Source organism: Serratia sp. 121840015-1, from assembly GCF_053627655.1.
In genome coordinates, this window is sequence record NZ_JBSEYF010000001.1 from 93,438 (window position 1) to 111,979 (window position 18,542).

At 60.6% G+C, this 18,542-nt stretch carries 18 protein-coding genes, 1 pseudogene and 1 riboswitch; of the genes and pseudogenes, 12 read left to right on the plus strand and 7 right to left on the minus strand.

The genetic code is table 11. The annotated features are described in order from the left end of the window. Positions 1–35 precede the first annotated feature (35 nt). The 3 genes and pseudogenes from guaB to ACUXAC_RS00460 all read left to right on the plus strand — a co-directional run. A complete protein-coding gene (gene guaB / locus ACUXAC_RS00450) occupies positions 36–1,499 on the plus strand; it encodes an IMP dehydrogenase (protein WP_004941460.1) in 1,464 nt (487 codons plus the stop codon). 102 nt (positions 1,500–1,601) lie between these two features. Continuing rightward, positions 1,602–3,179: a glutamine-hydrolyzing GMP synthase gene (gene guaA, locus ACUXAC_RS00455; protein ID WP_025303899.1), complete on the plus strand. Its 1,578-nt coding sequence runs from the start codon at positions 1,602–1,604 to the stop codon at positions 3,177–3,179. A gap of 213 nt (positions 3,180–3,392) precedes the next feature. Continuing rightward, a pseudogene (locus tag ACUXAC_RS00460) lies at positions 3,393–3,524 on the plus strand (type II toxin-antitoxin system Phd/YefM family antitoxin); the annotation flags it as partial. Positions 3,525–3,728: 204 nt separating this feature from the next. Here the strand turns inward: ACUXAC_RS00460 and ACUXAC_RS00465 are convergent. Beyond that, positions 3,729–4,091, minus strand: a complete 363-nt coding sequence (locus tag ACUXAC_RS00465) for a winged helix-turn-helix transcriptional regulator (protein ID WP_060424915.1) — start codon at positions 4,089–4,091, stop codon at positions 3,729–3,731. 122 nt (positions 4,092–4,213) lie between these two features. Between ACUXAC_RS00465 and ACUXAC_RS00470 the strand changes: the two genes are divergently transcribed. After that, on the plus strand, positions 4,214–5,047 hold the full coding sequence (locus tag ACUXAC_RS00470) for an enoyl-CoA hydratase/isomerase family protein (protein ID WP_454266385.1): 834 nt from the start codon (positions 4,214–4,216) through the stop codon (positions 5,045–5,047). A 14-nt stretch (positions 5,048–5,061) separates the two neighbouring features. Here the strand turns inward: ACUXAC_RS00470 and ACUXAC_RS00475 are convergent, their stop codons facing one another. Then, complete coding sequence (locus tag ACUXAC_RS00475) at positions 5,062–6,843, minus strand: hybrid sensor histidine kinase/response regulator (protein WP_049270632.1); 1,782 nt, start codon at positions 6,841–6,843, stop codon at positions 5,062–5,064. After that, entirely contained in the window at positions 6,840–7,472 is a 633-nt protein-coding gene (locus ACUXAC_RS00480; protein WP_141967240.1) for a response regulator transcription factor, read from the minus strand. Before ACUXAC_RS00480 ends, ACUXAC_RS00475 begins: the two co-directional genes overlap by 4 nt. Before the next feature lie 175 nt (positions 7,473–7,647). Here ACUXAC_RS00480 and ACUXAC_RS00485 point away from each other — a divergent pair, with 175 nt between their 5' ends. Continuing rightward, complete coding sequence (locus ACUXAC_RS00485; RefSeq protein ID WP_025303891.1) at positions 7,648–7,962, plus strand: putative periplasmic lipoprotein; 315 nt, start codon at positions 7,648–7,650, stop codon at positions 7,960–7,962. Between the two features lie 195 nt (positions 7,963–8,157). Further along, a complete protein-coding gene (locus tag ACUXAC_RS00490) occupies positions 8,158–11,220 on the plus strand; it encodes an autotransporter outer membrane beta-barrel domain-containing protein (protein WP_387444795.1) in 3,063 nt (1,020 codons plus the stop codon). A gap of 138 nt (positions 11,221–11,358) precedes the next feature. On the opposite strand, the gene rluF is transcribed toward ACUXAC_RS00490, so the two are convergent. Then, complete coding sequence (gene rluF / locus ACUXAC_RS00495) at positions 11,359–12,228, minus strand: 23S rRNA pseudouridine(2604) synthase RluF (protein WP_141967245.1); 870 nt, start codon at positions 12,226–12,228, stop codon at positions 11,359–11,361. A 212-nt stretch (positions 12,229–12,440) separates the two neighbouring features. Between rluF and ACUXAC_RS00500 the strand changes: the two genes are divergently transcribed. Both ACUXAC_RS00500 and ACUXAC_RS00505 read left to right on the plus strand, forming a co-directional pair. Further along, entirely contained in the window at positions 12,441–12,821 is a 381-nt protein-coding gene (locus ACUXAC_RS00500; protein WP_387444799.1) for a putative T6SS immunity periplasmic lipoprotein, read from the plus strand. 55 nt (positions 12,822–12,876) lie between these two features. Next, positions 12,877–13,137, plus strand: coding sequence for a DUF1158 family protein (locus ACUXAC_RS00505; RefSeq protein ID WP_033655345.1), 261 nt, complete (start codon positions 12,877–12,879; stop codon positions 13,135–13,137). Here the strand turns inward: ACUXAC_RS00505 and ACUXAC_RS00510 are convergent. Continuing rightward, positions 13,134–13,592 carry a winged helix-turn-helix transcriptional regulator gene (locus ACUXAC_RS00510; protein WP_072271073.1) on the minus strand — a complete coding sequence of 153 codons (459 nt, stop codon included), beginning with the start codon at positions 13,590–13,592 and terminating at the stop codon, positions 13,134–13,136. The genes ACUXAC_RS00505 and ACUXAC_RS00510 overlap by 4 nt on opposite strands. Positions 13,593–13,687: 95 nt before the next feature. Here ACUXAC_RS00510 and ACUXAC_RS00515 point away from each other — a divergent pair, with 95 nt between their 5' ends. Beyond that, positions 13,688–14,917, plus strand: coding sequence for an MFS transporter (locus ACUXAC_RS00515; RefSeq protein WP_201966041.1), 1,230 nt, complete (start codon positions 13,688–13,690; stop codon positions 14,915–14,917). On the opposite strand, the gene ACUXAC_RS00520 is transcribed toward ACUXAC_RS00515, so the two are convergent. Then, positions 14,894–15,574, minus strand: coding sequence for a methyltransferase (locus ACUXAC_RS00520; RefSeq protein ID WP_387444806.1), 681 nt, complete (start codon positions 15,572–15,574; stop codon positions 14,894–14,896). The genes ACUXAC_RS00515 and ACUXAC_RS00520 overlap by 24 nt on opposite strands. A 101-nt stretch (positions 15,575–15,675) precedes the next feature. Next, positions 15,676–16,101, minus strand: a complete 426-nt coding sequence (locus ACUXAC_RS00525; RefSeq protein ID WP_047730087.1) for a GNAT family N-acetyltransferase — start codon at positions 16,099–16,101, stop codon at positions 15,676–15,678. A 142-nt stretch (positions 16,102–16,243) separates the two neighbouring features. After that, positions 16,244–16,340, plus strand: a riboswitch (TPP riboswitch). 35 nt (positions 16,341–16,375) lie between these two features. On the opposite strand from ACUXAC_RS00525, the gene thiM reads away from it, so the two are divergent. From thiM to ACUXAC_RS00540, 3 genes are all read left to right on the plus strand, one after another. After that, on the plus strand, positions 16,376–17,167 hold the full coding sequence (gene thiM / locus ACUXAC_RS00530) for a hydroxyethylthiazole kinase (protein ID WP_033644073.1): 792 nt from the start codon (positions 16,376–16,378) through the stop codon (positions 17,165–17,167). Further along, positions 17,167–17,967: a bifunctional hydroxymethylpyrimidine kinase/phosphomethylpyrimidine kinase gene (gene thiD / locus ACUXAC_RS00535; protein ID WP_197848212.1), complete on the plus strand. Its 801-nt coding sequence runs from the start codon at positions 17,167–17,169 to the stop codon at positions 17,965–17,967. The genes thiM and thiD overlap by 1 nt, the downstream gene beginning before the upstream one ends. A gap of 84 nt (positions 17,968–18,051) precedes the next feature. Beyond that, positions 18,052–18,510 (plus strand): inhibitor of vertebrate lysozyme family protein, encoded by a 459-nt coding sequence (locus ACUXAC_RS00540; protein WP_084827272.1) that lies wholly within the window; start codon positions 18,052–18,054, stop codon positions 18,508–18,510. Positions 18,511–18,542 lie beyond the last annotated feature (32 nt).

The window sequence follows — 18,542 nt, forward strand, 5'->3', positions numbered from 1 at the left end:
TCTTTTTCACAGCCCACCCTGGTGAGATATTGCCCATGCTACGTATCGCTAAAGAAGCTCTGACGTTTGACGACGTCCTCCTGGTTCCAGCCCACTCCACGGTTCTGCCTAACACTGCAGAGCTCGGCACTCAACTGACCAAAACCATCCGCCTGAACATCCCTATGCTGTCCGCAGCCATGGATACCGTTACCGAATCCGGCCTGGCCATCGCGCTGGCGCAGGAAGGCGGCCTGGGCTTCATCCACAAAAACATGTCTATCGAGCGCCAGGCTGAAGAAGTCAGCCGCGTGAAGAAGCATGAAAGCGGCGTAGTCACCGACCCGCAGACCGTTACCCCGGCCACCACGCTGCAGGAAGTGAAAGAGCTGACCGCGCGCAACGGCTTCGCCGGTTACCCGGTCGTCACCGAAGACAACGAGCTGGTCGGCATCATCACCGGCCGCGACGTGCGCTTCGTGACCGATCTGACCCAGCCGGTCACCGCGGTCATGACGCCAAAAGATCGCCTGGTCACCGTGAAAGAAGGTGAAGCGCGCGACGTGGTGCTGCAGAAGATGCACGAAAAGCGCGTAGAAAAAGCGCTGGTGGTGGACGACAGCTTCCACCTGCTGGGCATGATCACCGTTAAAGACTTCCAGAAAGCGGAACGCAAACCGAACGCCTGTAAAGACGAGCACGGCCGTCTGCGCGTGGGCGCGGCGGTCGGCGCCGGCGCCGGCAACGAAGAGCGCGTTGACGCGCTGGTGGCGGCAGGCGTTGACGTCCTGCTGATCGACTCATCGCACGGCCACTCCGAAGGCGTGCTGCAGCGCATCCGCGAAACCCGCGCCAAATACCCGGATCTGCAGATCGTCGGCGGCAACGTCGCGACCGCAGCGGGCGCCAAAGCGCTGGCTGAAGCCGGCGTGAGCGCGGTGAAAGTCGGTATCGGCCCTGGCTCTATCTGTACCACCCGCATCGTGACCGGCGTGGGCGTACCGCAGATCACCGCCATCGCCGACGCGGTGGAAGCGCTGGAAGGCACCGGCATCCCGGTTATCGCCGACGGCGGCATCCGCTTCTCCGGCGACATCGCCAAAGCGATCGCCGCGGGCGCATCCTGCGTGATGGTCGGCTCCATGCTGGCGGGCACCGAAGAATCCCCGGGCGAAATCGAGCTGTATCAGGGCCGTTCGTTCAAATCTTACCGCGGCATGGGCTCGCTGGGCGCGATGTCCAAAGGTTCTTCCGACCGTTACTTCCAGACCGATAACGCCGCCGACAAACTGGTGCCGGAAGGTATCGAAGGCCGCGTGGCCTATAAAGGCATGCTGAAAGCCATCGTGCACCAGCAGATGGGCGGCCTGCGCTCCTGCATGGGCCTGACCGGCTGCGCCACCATCGACGATCTGCGCACCAAGGCGGAGTTCGTGCGCATCAGCGGCGCCGGCATTCAGGAAAGCCACGTGCACGACGTGACCATCACCAAAGAGTCGCCGAACTACCGCATGGGCTAATGCCTTAACCTCTCCTGAGTGAGAGGCCGGGGTGGGGCGTTAAGCCCCATCCCGAAACACACATTTTCGCTCTTTTTCTCTTGTTGCTGGAATTCGCCTCACATGACACAAAATATCCATAAGCATCGCATCCTGATACTGGACTTCGGTTCGCAATACACCCAACTGGTCGCCCGCCGCGTGCGCGAAATCGGCGTTTACTGCGAACTGTGGGCCTGGGACGTTAGCGAAGAGCAGATCCGCGAATTCAACCCAAGCGGCATCATCCTGTCCGGCGGCCCGGAAAGCACCACCGAAGCCGGCAGCCCGCGCGCCCCTGACTATGTGTTCAACGCCGGCGTGCCGGTGCTGGGCGTGTGCTACGGCATGCAGACCATGGCGATGCAGCTGGGTGGCCATGTGCAGGGCTCCAACGAACGCGAGTTCGGCTACGCGCAGGTGGAAATCGTCAAAGAGAGCGCGCTGCTGCGCGATATCGAAGACGCCATCAGCCCGGCCGGCAAACCGCTGCTGGACGTGTGGATGAGCCACGGCGACAAAGTGACCGCGATCCCGTCCGACTTCGTGACCATCGCCAGCACCGACACCTGCCCGTTCGCCATTATGGCCAACGAAGAAAAACGCTTCTACGGCGTGCAGTTCCACCCGGAAGTGACCCACACCCGCCAGGGCCAACGCATGCTGGAGCGCTTCGTACTGGACATCTGCCAGTGTGAAGCCCTGTGGACCCCGGCCACCATCATCGAAGATGCGGTTGAGCGCATCCGTGAGCAGGTGGGTGAAGACCACGTGATCCTCGGCCTGTCCGGCGGCGTAGACTCCTCCGTGACCGCGATGCTGCTGCACCGCGCCATCGGCAAACGCCTGACCTGCGTGTTCGTCGACAACGGCCTGCTGCGCCTGAACGAAGCCAAGCAGGTGATGGAAATGTTCGGCGACCACTTCGGCCTGAACATCGTGCACGTCGAAGCGGAAAATCGCTTCCTGACCGCGCTGGCGGGCGTGGACGAGCCGGAAGCCAAGCGTAAAATCATTGGCCGCGTGTTCGTTGAAGTGTTCGACGAAGAAGCCTGCAAACAAGAGCAGGTGAAATGGCTGGCGCAGGGCACCATCTACCCGGACGTGATCGAGTCCGCCGCTTCCGCCACCGGCAAAGCGCACGTGATCAAGTCGCACCACAACGTGGGCGGCCTGCCGAAAGAGATGAAGCTGGGCCTGGTCGAGCCGCTGAAAGAGCTGTTCAAAGACGAAGTGCGCAAGATCGGCCTGGAGCTGGGCCTGCCGTACGACATGCTGTTCCGTCACCCGTTCCCGGGCCCGGGTCTGGGCGTGCGCGTGCTGGGCGAAGTGAAGAAAGAGTACTGCGATCTGCTGCGCCGCGCCGACGCCATCTTTATCGAAGAGCTGCACAAGGCCGACCTGTACAACAAAGTCAGCCAGGCGTTCACCGTGTTCCTGCCGGTGCGTTCGGTCGGCGTGATGGGCGACGGCCGCAAATACGACTGGGTGGTCTCCCTGCGTGCGGTAGAAACCATCGACTTCATGACCGCGCACTGGGCGCACCTGCCGTATGACTTCCTCGGCCGCGTCTCCAACCGCATCATCAACGAAGTGGACGGCATCTCCCGCGTGGTGTACGACATCAGCGGCAAGCCGCCGGCGACGATTGAGTGGGAGTGATTTAACACTTCCTGCAGCCTGTTCGTAACTAGGCCGTAGTGACTAAGACCCTCTGTTTTTACAGGGGGTTTTTCTTTATTTGGCCATATCTTTTCCGCCATGCTTCCAGCCTTGGGTAAAGCCGAACATTGTTTGTGGTCGAAATATGGCCTATGTTCAGACCTTGGTATGATTGATAGCGACTGGGATACGATGAAAGTAGAGACCATCAACTACGTTATAGAATCCTATGAGCAGCAGAAGCGAGAGAACGCCATTGCTCTGCTGAAATTACTGATACTGTCAGCGAAGGATAAAGCGGAAGGGCGTGTGTTCTCGAAGGAACAGCTGTTGGATGGGCTTTAAGCATTACAGTGCTCAACATTAAGGGATTGCATTGGAACAGCAGGTGGCCTTTGAGCACACGCGTACCGTAAGGCACTGTATTGACTCCATTGTCACACCATCAGGACATCCAGCAGCTGCTGTTTAAGCGATTCATCATGCCCTGATAGCCCGAGGGCTTCCTAACCCTCGTTTACCTGCAAGTGAAAGACTTTGGGGATCGCATCACCCGTCCTGCTCATCATACTTGCGCTGGCACTCCTGAATCGCCTCAATATTTCCTAACGTCCAGTCGAACAGTACCGAGAACGGCCCCTGCAGGGATTTGCCGAGCGGCGTCAGCGAATACTCGACGCCAAGCACCCGCCCGTCCAACACTTTGCGATGCACCATGCCGTTGCGTTCCAGCTTGCGTAGTGTCTGGGTCAGCACGCGTTGCGTGACGCCATCCAGACGGCGCTTGATGGCGTTGAAACGCTGCGGCTCGCGCAGCACTTCCAGCACCATCATGGACCATTTATCGGCAATCTGATCGAGCACGATGCGGCTTGGGCAGTCGGCGCGGTAAACAACATCGGTCTTATCCATCGGTATCCTCCTGCATCCCTGGGATGCTTAAGGTGCGTAATTGACGCCAGGTATGCAAAGTATACCATTTGAAACAGGGCACGAATAACCCGCACTTGTACCCCAGGTAAAAGGACATTGAGATGACAGATACAGATTTCAGCAAACTCAGGCTGTCTTATGCGCACGGCGTGATGACGATCGCTATCGATAACCCACCGGTAAACGTGCTTGATGTGGCGCTGATGTCGGAAATCAGCCGTTTATTGCTCGCGGTGCGTGACGATCCGGATACGCGCGTGTTGGTGTTCCAGAGCGCGAACCCAGCGTTCTTTATTGCTCACGTCGACATGACCTTGATCGATGAGCCGCACGCTTTCGACGAACTGGCGAGCAACGCGCCGGAGGGGCTAAATCCGTTCCAGGCGTTTGGTGAACTGCTGCGCAGCCAGCCGCAGGTCACTCTCGTTAAGCTGGCTGGGCTGGCGCGCGGCGGCGGCGCCGAGTTTGTGGCGGCGGCCGATATGGCTTTCGCGGCACGGGAAGCGGCGGGGCTGGCCCAGTGCGAGGCCTTGATGGGCATTACGCCCGGCGGCGGCGCGACGCAGTATCTGACGAGTCGAATGACGCGCGGCCGCGCTCTGGAAGTGATCTTGGGCGCCGATCTCATCGATGCCGCTACCGCAGAGCGTTATGGCTGGATTAACCGTGCCTTGCCTGCCGCCGAGCTCGATGATTTCGTCGAGCGGTTAGCGCGCAATATCGCGGCATTGCCAGAGGGCGTGATTGCGGCGGCTAAGCAGGCGATGCCTGTACCGGATCTGCAGGCCGGTTTTTATCGCGAGCACGACGCCTGGGCGGGATTGTTCGCACGCCCGGCCGCGGAGCGGTTGATCCGCGGCGGACTGAAGGCCGGTGCGCAAACCCCGGAGGGGGAGCGCAACCTTGAAGGCCTGCTGCGGCATCTTGCCCGCTAAGGCGCCGCCGCGCGCTAGCCGGCCCCCCACTGCGTCAGCAGCGCATGCAGCCTGGCCGGCTCCAGCGGTTTGCGCAGCACCAGATAGCCTTCCTGCTCGGCCTCTTGCAATATCTGCGAGTTGAACTCGCCGCTGACCATCGCGCCGCTCACGTCCGGCAGGCGTTCGAACAGCGCTTTCAGGATGTCGAAACCGCTCTCGCCGGAGCGCAGGCGCTGGTCGCACAGCACGGCGAACGGCGTAAAACCGTCGTCGACGATGGCGAAGGCTTCCTCGGCGGAGGCCGCGCAGCGCACGGTGATGCCCCAGGTACTCATCAGGCTCTCCCAGGCGGAGGTCACCAAGGGATCGTCGTCCACCACCAGGCAGGCGCCGCGCAGCGGCGCATAGCGGATGGGCGTGGCGGTGTTGTCGTAGGCGGCCGCGGTTTCCGGCGCTTTGTCTTCGCCGATGTATTGCGTGAAGCGCATCCAGAAGCGCGAGCCTTTGCCTTCGACGGAGTGCATGCCGTACTTCACCTTCATCAGCTTGGCGCAGCGCGCCACCACCGCTAACCCCAGCCCGTGGCCGGCGCTGTCGATTTTCCACGCCAGCTCGGGGCGGTAGTAAGGGGAGAAGATTTTGCTTTTCTCTTCGTCGGCAATGCCCACGCCGGTGTCCCACACTTCCACCAGGCACTCGGCGCCGCGCGGGCGGATGGCGATCAGCACGCCGCCCTGTTGCGTGTAGCGCAGGGCGTTTTGGATCAGGTTAATCAGCGATTGCCGCACCAGCAGCGGATCGCCCATCACGCTGATGCGCCGTTTGGGCCGCCAGGTGCGCAGCGCCAGGGCGCGGCTGTTGGCCTCTTCGCGGAACAGGGTGATCACCGAGTCGAGCAGGGCGCCGATATCCACATGGGTGGCGGCGGTGCGCACGTTGCCGGATTCGATCTTGCTGAGATCGAGCAATGAATTGAACATCAAATGCACCGAACGCACGCTCTGCTGCAGATCCAGCAGCTGCGGCGTCAGGCTGTCGTCGCGGTTTTTGTGGATGATGGCTTCGATCAGAAAGCCCATGGCGTGCACCGGCTGGCGCAGATCGTGGCTGGCGGTGGTCAGGAACTGGTTCTTGTCCAGCAGCGCCTGTTCCGCCTCCTCTTTAGCCTGGCGGAACTGCTCCGCCAGGCGCGAGCTTTGTTCCTCGAGCAGCGCCTGCTGGATAAAGAACGCATGCGAGGTTAACGCGTGGCGGTAAATGGCGAAGCCGTACAGCAAGTTCAGCATCAGCACGATGAACATCACGTCTTCCAGCCGGCAGATGATGCCGAGGTTCAGCAGCCCCCAGGAAGCGAAGAAAAAGCGGGTAAAGGTGCTGATAACCGGCGTCAGATGCGTTGCGTTGGCGGCGACGATCGCGGCGATGCTGATATTGAGCAGCAGAAAAAAGTCAAAGTTATGGGTCTGCGGCGTAATTAAATAGAGTGATGAGATCCCCAACCCGTGAATAAACGCCACCTTATTAATGCGCGGCAGCCAGCGGCGCAGCACGGCGTCTTCATCATTTTCTTTGGCCTCATGCAGGTAGCGGCGGTGCCATATTCGGATCGCCACGGCGCATAGCAGGTAAACGATGATCCAGGTAATGGTGGGGCCGAGTTCATCACCCAGCAAATAAATCCAGATGGCGAACGGGATGCCGACGAAAGGCACGGCGGTGAAACTGAATACCAGCCGCATGAAGGTGTTGTCCAGCAGGCGGATCTGCGCGCGTGGGGAGATACCATCATTTTGTAAATTCTGGAAAAACCTCATGACGACGGATCCCGTTTGCCGTGCAACAGCGTGATGGCTTCTACCCGGCTGTTGACGCCGATCTTTTTCAATATATTGCTGATATGTTCTTTGACGGTAGGTTCGGAAATAGAGAGCTGCGTCGCGATTCTTTTATTTGGCAGGCCGCGCAACATCATGGTTAATACGTCTAATTGCCTTGGCGTTAAATTAAATTTATTTAAATGTTCATGGTTGTTTTTTATGACGGATTCATTCCCTTCAGGGAACCATTCCTGATTATTATTCAGCGCAAAAACCGCCCTGGCGAATAATTCTGGCGGTTCATTTTTCAAAACGAACCCATGCCCTCCGGCATTGTTCACTTTCTGCCAGATATCGTTATTCTCGTCGCCGCTGACCACCAAAAGGCGCACCTGCGGATAACGTTGTTTTACTTCTTTGAGTAATTTCAACGCCGTACCGGAAGAGAGCCAAAAATCAATCACCAGTAAACGCGGTGGGCCATTTTCCCTAATATGGCGGTAGCAATTCTCTTCATTGGTCACCACATGCGCCTGTTTGAATCGGCAATGCGTGCTGAGAAAATTGGCGATGCCGCTAGCTACCAATGGATGGTCATCAACGACCAACGCATAATCCTGCCCCAAAGGATTCTCCTTTCGCCTTCAAATATCAGATAGGTCTGATGAATTATTATCAACCCTCCCTACTTTAGGAGGGTTTTTTCGTTTAGGAAAGGGAAATATATTATTCGAGGATTTGGATAAGAGAAAACATAAAGCCAATCGGTAATTTTAACTGATTGGTTATAAAGGATAATTTATGAAGAAACCACTTATCGCTTTAACCGTTACGATGATGATAGCCGGTTGTTCCACCCTGAAAACCGATCAGGCCATTCCATTACTGCAGGCGGAAACCGCCAAAATGTTGGGCCTGGGTTCATCGGACGAAATTACCGTGACCAATGTGAATGGTGCACAGCCGGATGCGCTGGGCGGCCAAAAACTTTCTTATCGCGCCACCACGGAAAAAGGCCGTATTTTCGATTGCTCGTCGCTGATGATGCCGGGAATTTTAGGTTCCTCACCGTCGCTGAGTGCGCCGACCTGTACGCCGGTAGTCACGCATAAATAATTCGCTTTGGGGGCGGTATTACCGCTTCCTGGTTTTCCATCGTCGGAGCGCCAGCGCCGGGGGGCAATAAGCTTTTGCTTCGACGATCACTAAACCGGCGTGCGCGGAATAACGCCTCACACCTCCTCTAGCGCAGTGAGTTTCCCTATAACAAGACATTCCGCGACATCACGCTAACGAGTACGGAGATAGCCCGTGAATGACAAGACATCGCACCCTTTAGCGGTTAAAACACCGCTTTCCAAACTTTACCTCGCTCTATTTTCTGCGCCGCTGTTGATGCTGGCGCCCGCCGATATCGCTCGTGCAGACGATGCCATTTTTGACGGCGACTCAAAAATTACCGAATCATTGGCCTACACCGGGGACGTTTACGTCGGCCGCAATCAAAGCGGCAACCTGCTGATCGAGAATGGCAAGATCAGCGCCTATAACATCAATATCGGCCGGATGTTCAACGGCCAAATTCATGAGAGCGTAGTCACGGTCCGCGGGCCGAACGCCGAGCTGAACGCGGTGAACGATCAGTTCGTGCTGCGTGGCGGCCTGAATCTGGGGCGGGGCACCTTGCGGGTTGAAGACGGCGCGCTGGCCAGCGCGAAAGAGATCGTGGTCGGCACCACCCGCGGCTACGACAGCCACCTGATCGCCACCGGCGCCGGTTCTCGCGTCACCAGCAATTTTCTCAGCGTCGGCACCGACTTAGGGGCACGATCCACGCTGGCGATTGAAGACGGCGCGGTGCTGAACACCGCCTTTGACGCGCGCATCGGTAATGGCAGCGGGCCGGGCGAGACCGATACGCTGAGCCCGAAAGCCACGGTCACGGGGGCCAATTCCCAATGGAACGTTGGCCGCGCGCTCACGCTTTACGGCGATCTGGACGTGCTGAACGGCGGCGCGGTCAACGTCGGTAATATTCAGGTGGCGGGCGTCTCCGGCGCGCGTAAAACCGCCGAGCTGACGATCGCCGGCAACGGTTCACGGTTTACCAGCGGCAGCAGCGTCAACGTCGGCGATTACGGCAATGGCGTGTTGGCGGTCATGGACGGCGGCACATTCTCCGCCGGCGGCAACGAAGTGGTGCTGGGCGAGACCGGTTCCGGTTCTAACCGCGGCGCGCTGATTATCGGCAGCCGCGGCAACATGGATACCGGCACCGGGTTGACCGAGCCGACGCTCGGCGCGGCGGGCGCTGCAGGCACTATCGATGCCCAGACGGCGATCGCCCTGCGGGGCGGATTGTTCCGCAGCTATGTGTACTTTAACCATACCGACGGCAATTACGTCTTCAGCAACAAGATGAGCGGCGAAGGCGAGGTGATCAACACCGCCGGGCACACGACGCTGAACGGCGATCTCACTGGCCTGCAGGCAAACGTCACCGCGCGCGGCGGTAAGCTCATCATCGCCAGCGACATCAATACCCAGAAAGAAGACGATATCTTCGAGATCCAAACCCTCAGCGCCGAGAACGGCGGCACGCTGATCCTCAATGCGACGGCGGGTGCCGACGTCAATAACGGGCAGGGCTACAGCAGCGCCGCATCGATCAAGGCCGGCGGTACGCTGGGCGGCAACGGCACGCTGGGCCAGACCGAGATCCAGTCCGGCGGCCATATCTCGCCCGGCGACGGTAATATCGGCACGCTGACGCTGAAACGCTACCTGAATTTTATCGGCGAATCCTTCTATGACGTCGATATCGCCGGCGATGGCCGCAGCGACCAACTGCTGGTGGCGGGCAAAACCACCATCAGCGATCGGGCCAAGGTGCAGGTGACGGCGCTGGATCCGCAAACCAGCTATAAAACTGGCCAAAGCTACCGCATTCTGACCTCGGACGGCGGCATTGACGGCCAGTTCGCGGCGGCGGTCTCCAAGTCTGCCTTCCTCGATGTGGCGTTGAACCACAGCGCCAACGCCGTGGATCTGACCATTGCGCAGAAAGACACGGGCGGTGAAAACCCTGGCGGCGAGAATCCGGGTGGAGAAAATCCAGGCGGTGAAAACCCGGGCGGCGAGAATCCGGGTGGGGAAAACCCAGGCGGTGAGAATCCAGGGGGCGAGAATCCGGGTGGGGAAAACCCAGGCGGTGAAAATCCGGGCGGAGAGAACCCGGGCAGCGGCAAGCCGGGCATTTTCCAAACGGTGGCCGAGAGCAGCAACCAGTGGAATACCGCCGGTGCGCTCTCGACTCTGGTGCAGAGCGGCCCTTCGCTGGCTCTGTATAACTCGCTGCTGCTGCTGAGTGCGCCGGAAGCGCGCGAGGCGTTCAATCAGCTGTCCGGCGAAGTCTATCCGTCGATGCAGTCTAACCTGATCGCCGGCAGCACCCAGCTGTTCAACGTGCTGAACCAGCGCATGCTGCGCCTGTTCGACAATGACAGCCTGCCGATACCGCCGTTGGCGATGTCGCTGGTGCAACCGGCGCAGGCGCAAAACAGCGGCGTCTGGGGACAGACCTTCAGTTCCTGGGGCAAAAACAGCGGCAACGGCAACGTGGGCAAGCTGGATGGCAACACCACCGGCTTCCTGTTGGGCGCGGATCGCAAGCTGGCGGACCATAACGTGCGCATCGGCGGCTACTTCGGTTACAGCCGCGGCGACTACGACGTCGACAGCCGCCGTTCCAAGGCCGATACCGACAACTACCACCTCGGCCTGTATGCGGCGGGGCAGCAGGATGCGTTCTCGCTGCGCGGCGCGCTGGGTTACACCTGGCACAAGATTGAAGGCAAGCGCAACGTCGATTTCAGCGGCTTCTCGGATCGGCTGAAGTCGGACTACGACGCCAACTCGCTGCTGGCGTTCACTGAAGCGGGTTACCGTTTTGGCCAGCCGGAGATGAACGTCGAACCGTTCATCAACCTGAGCTATATCCGCCTGCATACCGACAGCTTCCAGGAGTCGGGTGGCGCGGCGGCGCTGAGCGTGCGCAATGAAACGATGAATACCTTCTACTCTACGCTCGGGGTGCGCGGCGTGACCGAGCTGCCGAAGAATGTCAGCCTTTACGGCTCGCTCGGCTGGCAGCACGCCTACGGCGATAAGAACACCTCATCGCGCATGGCGTTTGCCGGCAGCGACGCGTTCGTCACTCAGGGCCAGGCCGTGGATGACAACGTAATGGTGGGCGATATCGGCGTGAGCGTGAAGCTGTCGCGCGCCGCGACGCTGGATGTCGGCTATCAGGGGCAATTCGGCGCTGATACCCGCGTCAATTCGGTCAATGCCAACCTGCGCTGGTCGTTCTGATTTTTCCTCTAGACTTCTCTGGTACTTGCAGGCCCGCTTGATGCGGGCCTTTTTTATGGTGAGAACTCAGTGGCGGCCTGCGACTGACTTTTATGATAAAAAAGCCCGCGCAACGGCGGGCTGAGCAGGGAAGGACGTTTAACGCCCTTTTTTCTTGCGCCCTGGCTGGGCAAAGCGCTTGCGGCCGGCCGGCGCAGCGGCTTTGTCGGCGCTTTTGGGGCCGCCGGCGCTCGGTTTTTTCGCCGCGGCGGATTTGGCCGGGGCCTTCTTCGCCGGCTTGGCCTCGGACGAGGAGCCTTCAATCAGCTTGAACAGCTCGATCAGCTCGTCATCGGTCAGATCACGCCATTCGCCCAGCGGCAAGCCTTTCAGGCCGACGTTCATGATGCGCGTGCGTTCCAGCTTGGTGACCTCGTAGCCGAAGTGTTCGCACATGCGGCGGATCTGGCGATTCAGCCCCTGCACCAGCGTGATGCGGAACACGAACGGCGCTTCTTTCTTCACCTTGCACTTTTTGGTCACGGTGCCCAGCATCGGCACGCCGGCGCCCATGCCGCGAATAAACTCGTCGGTCACCGGCTTGTTGACCGTCACCAGATACTCTTTCTCGTGATTGTTGCCGGCGCGCAGGATCTTGTTGACCAGGTCACCGTGGTTGGTCAGAAAGATCAGCCCCTGCGAATCCTTGTCCAAACGGCCGATCGGGAAGATGCGTTTGCTGTGGTTGACGAAGTCGGCGATGTTGTCGCGCTCGCCGTCTTCGGTGGTGGTGACGATGCCGACCGGCTTGTTCAGCGCGATCAGCACCAGATCTTCTTCATTACGCGGTTCGATCAGCTGACCGTTAACCTTCACGACATCGCCGGCAAATACCTGAGCGCCAACGGTGGCGCGCTTACCGTTGATGAAAACGTTGCCCTGTTCGATGTATCGATCGGCATCGCGGCGTGAGCAGATACCGCTCTCGCTAATGTATTTGTTCAGACGAATGGATGAGTTGGTCAGCATGGGATCTCCGTAAAACGCGGACTATACATTACCCGGATGACGCTGCGAAGCGAATCGTTATGGCTTCCGATCGTGATTCACGTTAGACGTTAAGGTATAGATTCTTTTTTTAAGCGGGTTAGGATAATAAAACAATTCAGACAGCGATGAGTGAGCATTAGTCGACAGGGAGCCTCTGCGGTATACAGAGCCGCGTATAAGGAACGGGGAGCATGAAAAAATATGTGGTTCTATTCACGGCCTGCCTCCTGGTCGGCTGTCCGGGGCCTGGCGATAAGCTGACTCCACGCTTCCCCGCCGTCGTCACTGCCAAAGATAACCATGTCTGCATTCTTTCTTCTATGAAGGCGGGAGATAATATTCGCTTCGTTCAGATTTATAGCGAATCAGGCGATAAGCTCATTAAAGCTATCGATAATGACGTTTTCTTCGTTGAGCCGGGGAGGTGCATGCCGGTATTCGACTATGCTTTTCGGCCAGGGAAGCGTTATTCCGTCGCCTACGATATACAGACACCCGAAGGTTCGCATTTGATTACCGCCGCATTCATGGTTGTCTCCGACGAACGGGGCAACCTGAGGGTTAACCATTAACGCATGTTCTTAGGTTTAGTTTGTTGGACTGCGTTAGGTTGTAGAATGAAAGGCTATGAAAAAACTTGCCTTGTTGCTCGCTAACGCATTGGCTGTTGTTGGGCTGGCTGTGCTGACAATAAAGCTTTTTCCTGTACCCAGGCTAAACCAGAATCAAACCGCTTGGCTGATTGACGCCAGTGGGTTTTTCCATTTTAACGATACGGAATGGTTTGGTGCGCTCGTTTTTGGCGCGGTTTATCTGCTGGCCGGGTGTCTGGAATGGCTCTTTATCCGCCAGGTTTTTCAGCGGGTGAGCTGCGGGCACCGCCACTAACTCTCATCACCGTTCCCCACCTTCACCACCCGGGTATTCAGCGGGGTGAGCGTCTGCCCGGCGCTGCCGATCGGCGTCAGGCGCGGGACGGGGCGGTCGCTGTCGCTTTCCACCAGCGTTGAGTGCGCCTCTCCCTCGGCGAACAGATGATCTTCCCCCCACTGGCGCAGGCCGACGATCACCGGAAACAGCGCGCGGCCTTTCTCGGTCAGCACATATTCCTGATAGGCGCTGCCATCTGCGGCGGGCACGATCTCCAGCACGCCGTGCGTCACCAGGGCGCGTAGGCGGGTGGCAAGGATATTCTTCGCCATCCCCAGCCCTTTTTGAAATTCGCTGAAGCGGGTGACGCCGTCGAAGGCGTCGCGCACGATCAGCAGCGACCACCAGTCGCCAATCACATCCAGCGTGCGCGCCACCGGGCACGGCGCGTCTTCCAGACTTTTACGTTTCACGACGGTTATCTCCAGCTGCATATTCTGGTTGCATTATAAAACCTCCACGCCTAAAGTTCATTGAGTTTAATAATGAAACCAGATTGAGGTGTGCAATGAGCGACAAACTGCTGGATCCCCCCTGTGCGGTGCTGGGGCGCCTGCCGGCCCCCCTGGTGCTGCTGTTGGCCGCCGCCAGCGCCTTCAGCGTGGCCAACGTTTACTATGCGCAGCCGCTGCTGGACGCCATCGCCCATGATTTTTCCATCAGCCTGGCGGCGGTCGGCATGGTGATCAGCGTGACTCAGTTGGGCTGTGTGCTGGCGCTGCTGTTGGTGGTGCCGTTGGGGGATCGGCTGAACCGGCATCGGTTGCTGGCGGGGCAACAGCTGGGGCTGATCGGCGCGCTGCTATTGGTGGGCTGGGCGCACAGCGCGCCCTGGCTGCTGGCGGGAATGTTGCTGGTAGGCTTATTGGGCACCGCCATGACGCAGGGGCTGATCGCTTACGCCGCAGCCCTGGCGGCGCCGCAGGAGCGCGGGCGGGTGGTTGGTGCGGCGCAGGGCGGAGTGGTGCTGGGATTGCTGCTGGCGCGCACCCTGTCCGGCGCGCTGGCGGATGTCGGCGGCTGGCGCACGGTGTATTTCTTCTCTGCCGGAGTGACGCTGGTATTGCTGCCGATCTTGTCGCGCCTGCTGCCTGCGCCGCGCACCGCTCCCAGTACGCTGAGCTATCCCGCGCTGCTGCGTTCGATGCTGAGCCTGTTGCTGCATGACCGCACGCTGCAAATTCGCGGCATGTTGGCGCTGCTGATGTTCGGCGCTTTCAGCCTCTTTTGGAGTTCGCTGGTGTTGCCGCTGAGCCAGGCGCCGTTCAACTTCACCCATGCCGCGGTGGGGGCGTTCGGCCTGGTCGGCGCGGTGGGCGCACTGGCGGCGGTGCGCGCCGGGCATCTGGCGGATCGCGGGCTGGGGCAGGCGGCCAGCGGCGTGTGTCTGCTGCTGTTGACGCTGGCCTGGCTGCCGCTCGGTTTGCTCGGCAGCGGCCTGGTTTGGCTGGTGGCGGGCATCGTGCTGCTGGATCTGGCGGGCCAGGCGATCCACGTGCTGAACCAGAGCATGATCTTCAGCGCGCACCCGCAGTCGCACAGCCGGCTGGTGGGCTGCTACATGCTGTTTTACGCCGTCGGCAGCGGGCTGGGTGCCTTTGCCGGCACCCATATGTACGCCTGGGCGGGCTGGAGCGGCGTCTGCTGGCTGGGGGCAGGCGTGAGCCTGAGCGCGCTGCTGTTTTGGCGGCTGACGCTGCGCGGGATGCCGCCCTCATCGACGGCGGTGGAGCAGTGAAAGCTGGAAGCCCAGCGCACCGCACAACTGCTGAGGCGCGGTGAAGCCGCTTTCCGCCAAGAGGAGACGGCTGCGCGCCGCCGCCATCGGGTGCCAGTTGCGGCGGGTGCGTTCGATCACCTCCTGCGCCTGCGCCGCCGAGTGCCCGGCGCTTTGCAGCCAATTTTGGTAGTGGCTGACGGGCAGACCCTCCGGCTGATAGTCGAACAGCAGCAGCGGTGCTGCGGGGGAGAGGCGCTGCGCCAACTGCTGCAGGAAATGCAGTTTGGCGCCATCGTCGGCGATAAAGTGCAGCACCAATGAGCACACCGCCGCGTCGTGGCGGGTTTGCGGCGCTTGTTGCAGCAAGGTGGGCTGGAAGCTCACCCGTTGTGCGTAACCCGCGGCTTCGGCCTTGGCGCGCGCGACCGCCAGCATGCCGGCGGAGGGTTCCACGGCGCTGAAACGCCAGCTGGCGTTGGCGGCGGCCAGCGCCTCCAGTTCACTGCCGGTGCCGCAGCCGGCCAGCAACAGCGTGGCGTCATTCGGCAGCGTCTGTGCGAGCGTCGCCGTCAGCAGCGCCTGGGCAAACTGATAGCCGGGCACCAGGGTCAGAATACGGCGATCGTAGTCCGCCGCTGCGGCATCGGGGAAGCGTGTATCCGTTTGGTGTTGCATAACCTTCCTTGCCAAGTTCATTGAGAGAGACAAGGAAGGGTATGCTTAAATGATAATGAAATCCATTATCATTAATGAGTTCTGTGACGGGAAAGGCGGCGTTAGCGGGCCGGCGAATGCATCAGGTAATAATCTTCTTCGCCGTCGTTGCCGGTAGAGATGATGCGCCAGCCGTGTTTGCGGTAGAACGCCAGCGCCTTTTCATTCTTCACCAGGCATTTCAGCGAGCCGGTGGCGGTGAAGGTAGCTTCCGCCGCCTGCAGCAGCGCACTGCCGACGCCGCGCGGCGGCTGATGGGGATCGACATACAGGTTATGAATGAAGTTGTCTTCGCGGTAGACGGAGACGAATCCCAGCAGCGTGCCGCCGTCTTCCGCCACCCAAATCGCTTCGCCCAGCGTCGCGCCGTCGAAATCTTCCAACTGATAGTTTGAGGTATCGCGCCAGCCGAACGCCGCCTTGCGCGACGCCAGGTACAGCGTGCGCAGGAAGGGGCGATCGGTCTCTTGGTAGGGTCTTATCTGCATGGCATCTCCCGGTGGTTTGTGCTCACTATAGCGCATTGCGCGGCGTATGCCTGCCGAGCCAATTTATTCGCTTGTTTGTCCGCGCCGCCGCTGGCATGATCCCCTGCAGGGATTAACGCAACGTTGATCACAACCTATTGATTTTCATGACTCGGGGTGCCCTTCTACGTGAAGGCTGAGAAATACCCGTATTACCTGATCTGGATAATGCCAGCGTAGGGAAGTCACGGCCGCCCAGCCGGCGCCGCCTTCTTGAACGCCGGTTGGGAGGAATATGATCGCTCGACCTGATGCACTACCCGGCGCGCGCGCCGCGGCCTGTCTGACCCAATTCCAACAGCGGCCTCCGCTGATCCACTGCCTGACCAACGAAGTGGTGCAATCGCTGACCGCCAACGTGCTATTGGCGCTCGGCGCCTCCCCGGCGATGGTGGTGGAGCCGCAAGAGGCGGCGCAGTTCAGCGCGCTGGCCGATGGCCTGCTGATCAACGTCGGTACCCTCAATGCGCTGCGCGCCGAATCGATGCGGGCGGCGGTGGCCGCCGCCAATCGGGCCGGCAAGCCCTGGACGCTGGATCCGGTGGCGGTCGGCGCGCTCTCCTACCGCACCGCCTTTGCTAAACAGCTGCTGGACGAGAAACCGGCGGCGATACGCGGCAACGCCTCGGAAATCATGGCGCTCAGCGGGTTGCTGGCCAGCGGCCGCGGGGTTGACAGCGGCGACGATTCGCTGGCGGCCTTGCCAGCCGCGCGTGAGCTGGCGCAGCGCAGCGGCGCGGTGGTGGCGGTCACCGGCGCGGTGGATTACGTCACCGACGGCCAACGCGATTGGGCGATCGAAGGCGGTTCCCCGCTGATGACGCGGGTGGTGGGCACCGGCTGCGCGCTGTCGGCGGTCGTGGCGGCGTTTTGCGCCCTGCCGGGCGATCGCCTGGACAACGTGGCGACCGCCTGCCGGGTGATGTCCCACTGCGGCGGTCTCGCGGCCAGACAGGCCGGCGGGCCGGGCAGCTTTACGCCGGCGTTCCTCGACGCCCTGTATCAACTGCGCGGGGAGGATCTGTGATGAAACGCATTAACGCGCTGACCATCGCCGGCACCGATCCCAGCGGCGGCGCCGGCATTCAGGCCGATTTGAAGGCCTTCTCGGCGCTCGGCGCCTACGGCACCTCGGTGATCACCGCGCTGGTGGCGCAGAATACCCGCGGCGTGCAGTCGGTGTATTACATCGATCCGGCGTTCGTCGCCGCGCAGCTGGACTCGGTGTTCAGCGACGTGCGTATCGACAGCGTCAAGATCGGCATGCTGGCCAACGCCGACATTGTGCAGGCGGTGGCCGAACGGCTGCGCCATTACCGGCCGGAGTTCGTGGTGCTGGACACCGTGATGCTGGCGAAAAGCGGCGATCCGTTGCTGGCGCCGGAGGCGGTGGCGTCTATTCGGCGCGAGCTGTTACCGCTGGTGTCGATCATTACGCCGAACCTGCCGGAAGCGGCGGCGCTGCTGGCGTGCGCGCCGGCGGAAGATGAAGCGCAGATGCGCGAGCAGGGGCGGGCGCTGCTGGCGATGGGCTGCCGGGCGGTGCTGATGAAGGGCGGCCACCTGAGCGAAAGTGAGAGCCCGGACTGGCTGTTTACCGCAGAAGGCGAGCTGCGCTTTACCGCGCCGCGCGTCGCCACCCGCCACACCCACGGCACCGGTTGCACGCTCTCGGCCGCGCTGGCGGCGCTGCGCCCGCGCCATGCCGACTGGGCGGCGACGGTGGCCGCCGCCAAGGACTACCTGCAACAAGCGCTGCAACAGGCGGACACGCTGGAGGTGGGGCACGGCATCGGGCCGGTGCATCATTTCCACGCCTGGTGGTGAGTCAACTTTTTGCCGCAACCGTGGTCTGACTAGTTCAGGCCCGGTTTTATGGGCGAAACCTGATTTAACCTAGGGAGAAGGACTATGACGGGACACCAGGCGCTGCGTTGCGCCCTCTTCGGCGCACTGCTCAGCTTCAGCGCGGGCAGCTTTGCCCAGCAGATCGTCACCACGTCGGATTTGATTCAGCAGCCGGGGTATCAGGCCAGCTGGCAAAACATGGTGAAAGGCCAGGCGCGGATGCCGGGCTGGGCGCGTAAGGGCGTCGGCACCTCAACGCCGGCGCAGAATCTGAACTGGAAGGGCAAAGAGTATCTGGTCGGCAACCTGTGCAAGCCGCACGACTGCGGCAACAACTTTTTGATCGTGGCGTTCAGCGCGGACAAATCCCAGGCCTGGGGCGTGCGGGTGGCAGTGGAAGATCGGCCGGAAGCCGTCGATCATCCGAAGAAGTATGCCAAGTACCAGTGGCTCGGCAAGCCGAATGACGACATGAAGGCGCTGCTGAAGCAGCAGTTCGAGAACAATCCTGATTGGAAATGATCAGACCGGGGGCGCCGGTGATGGCGCCCCCG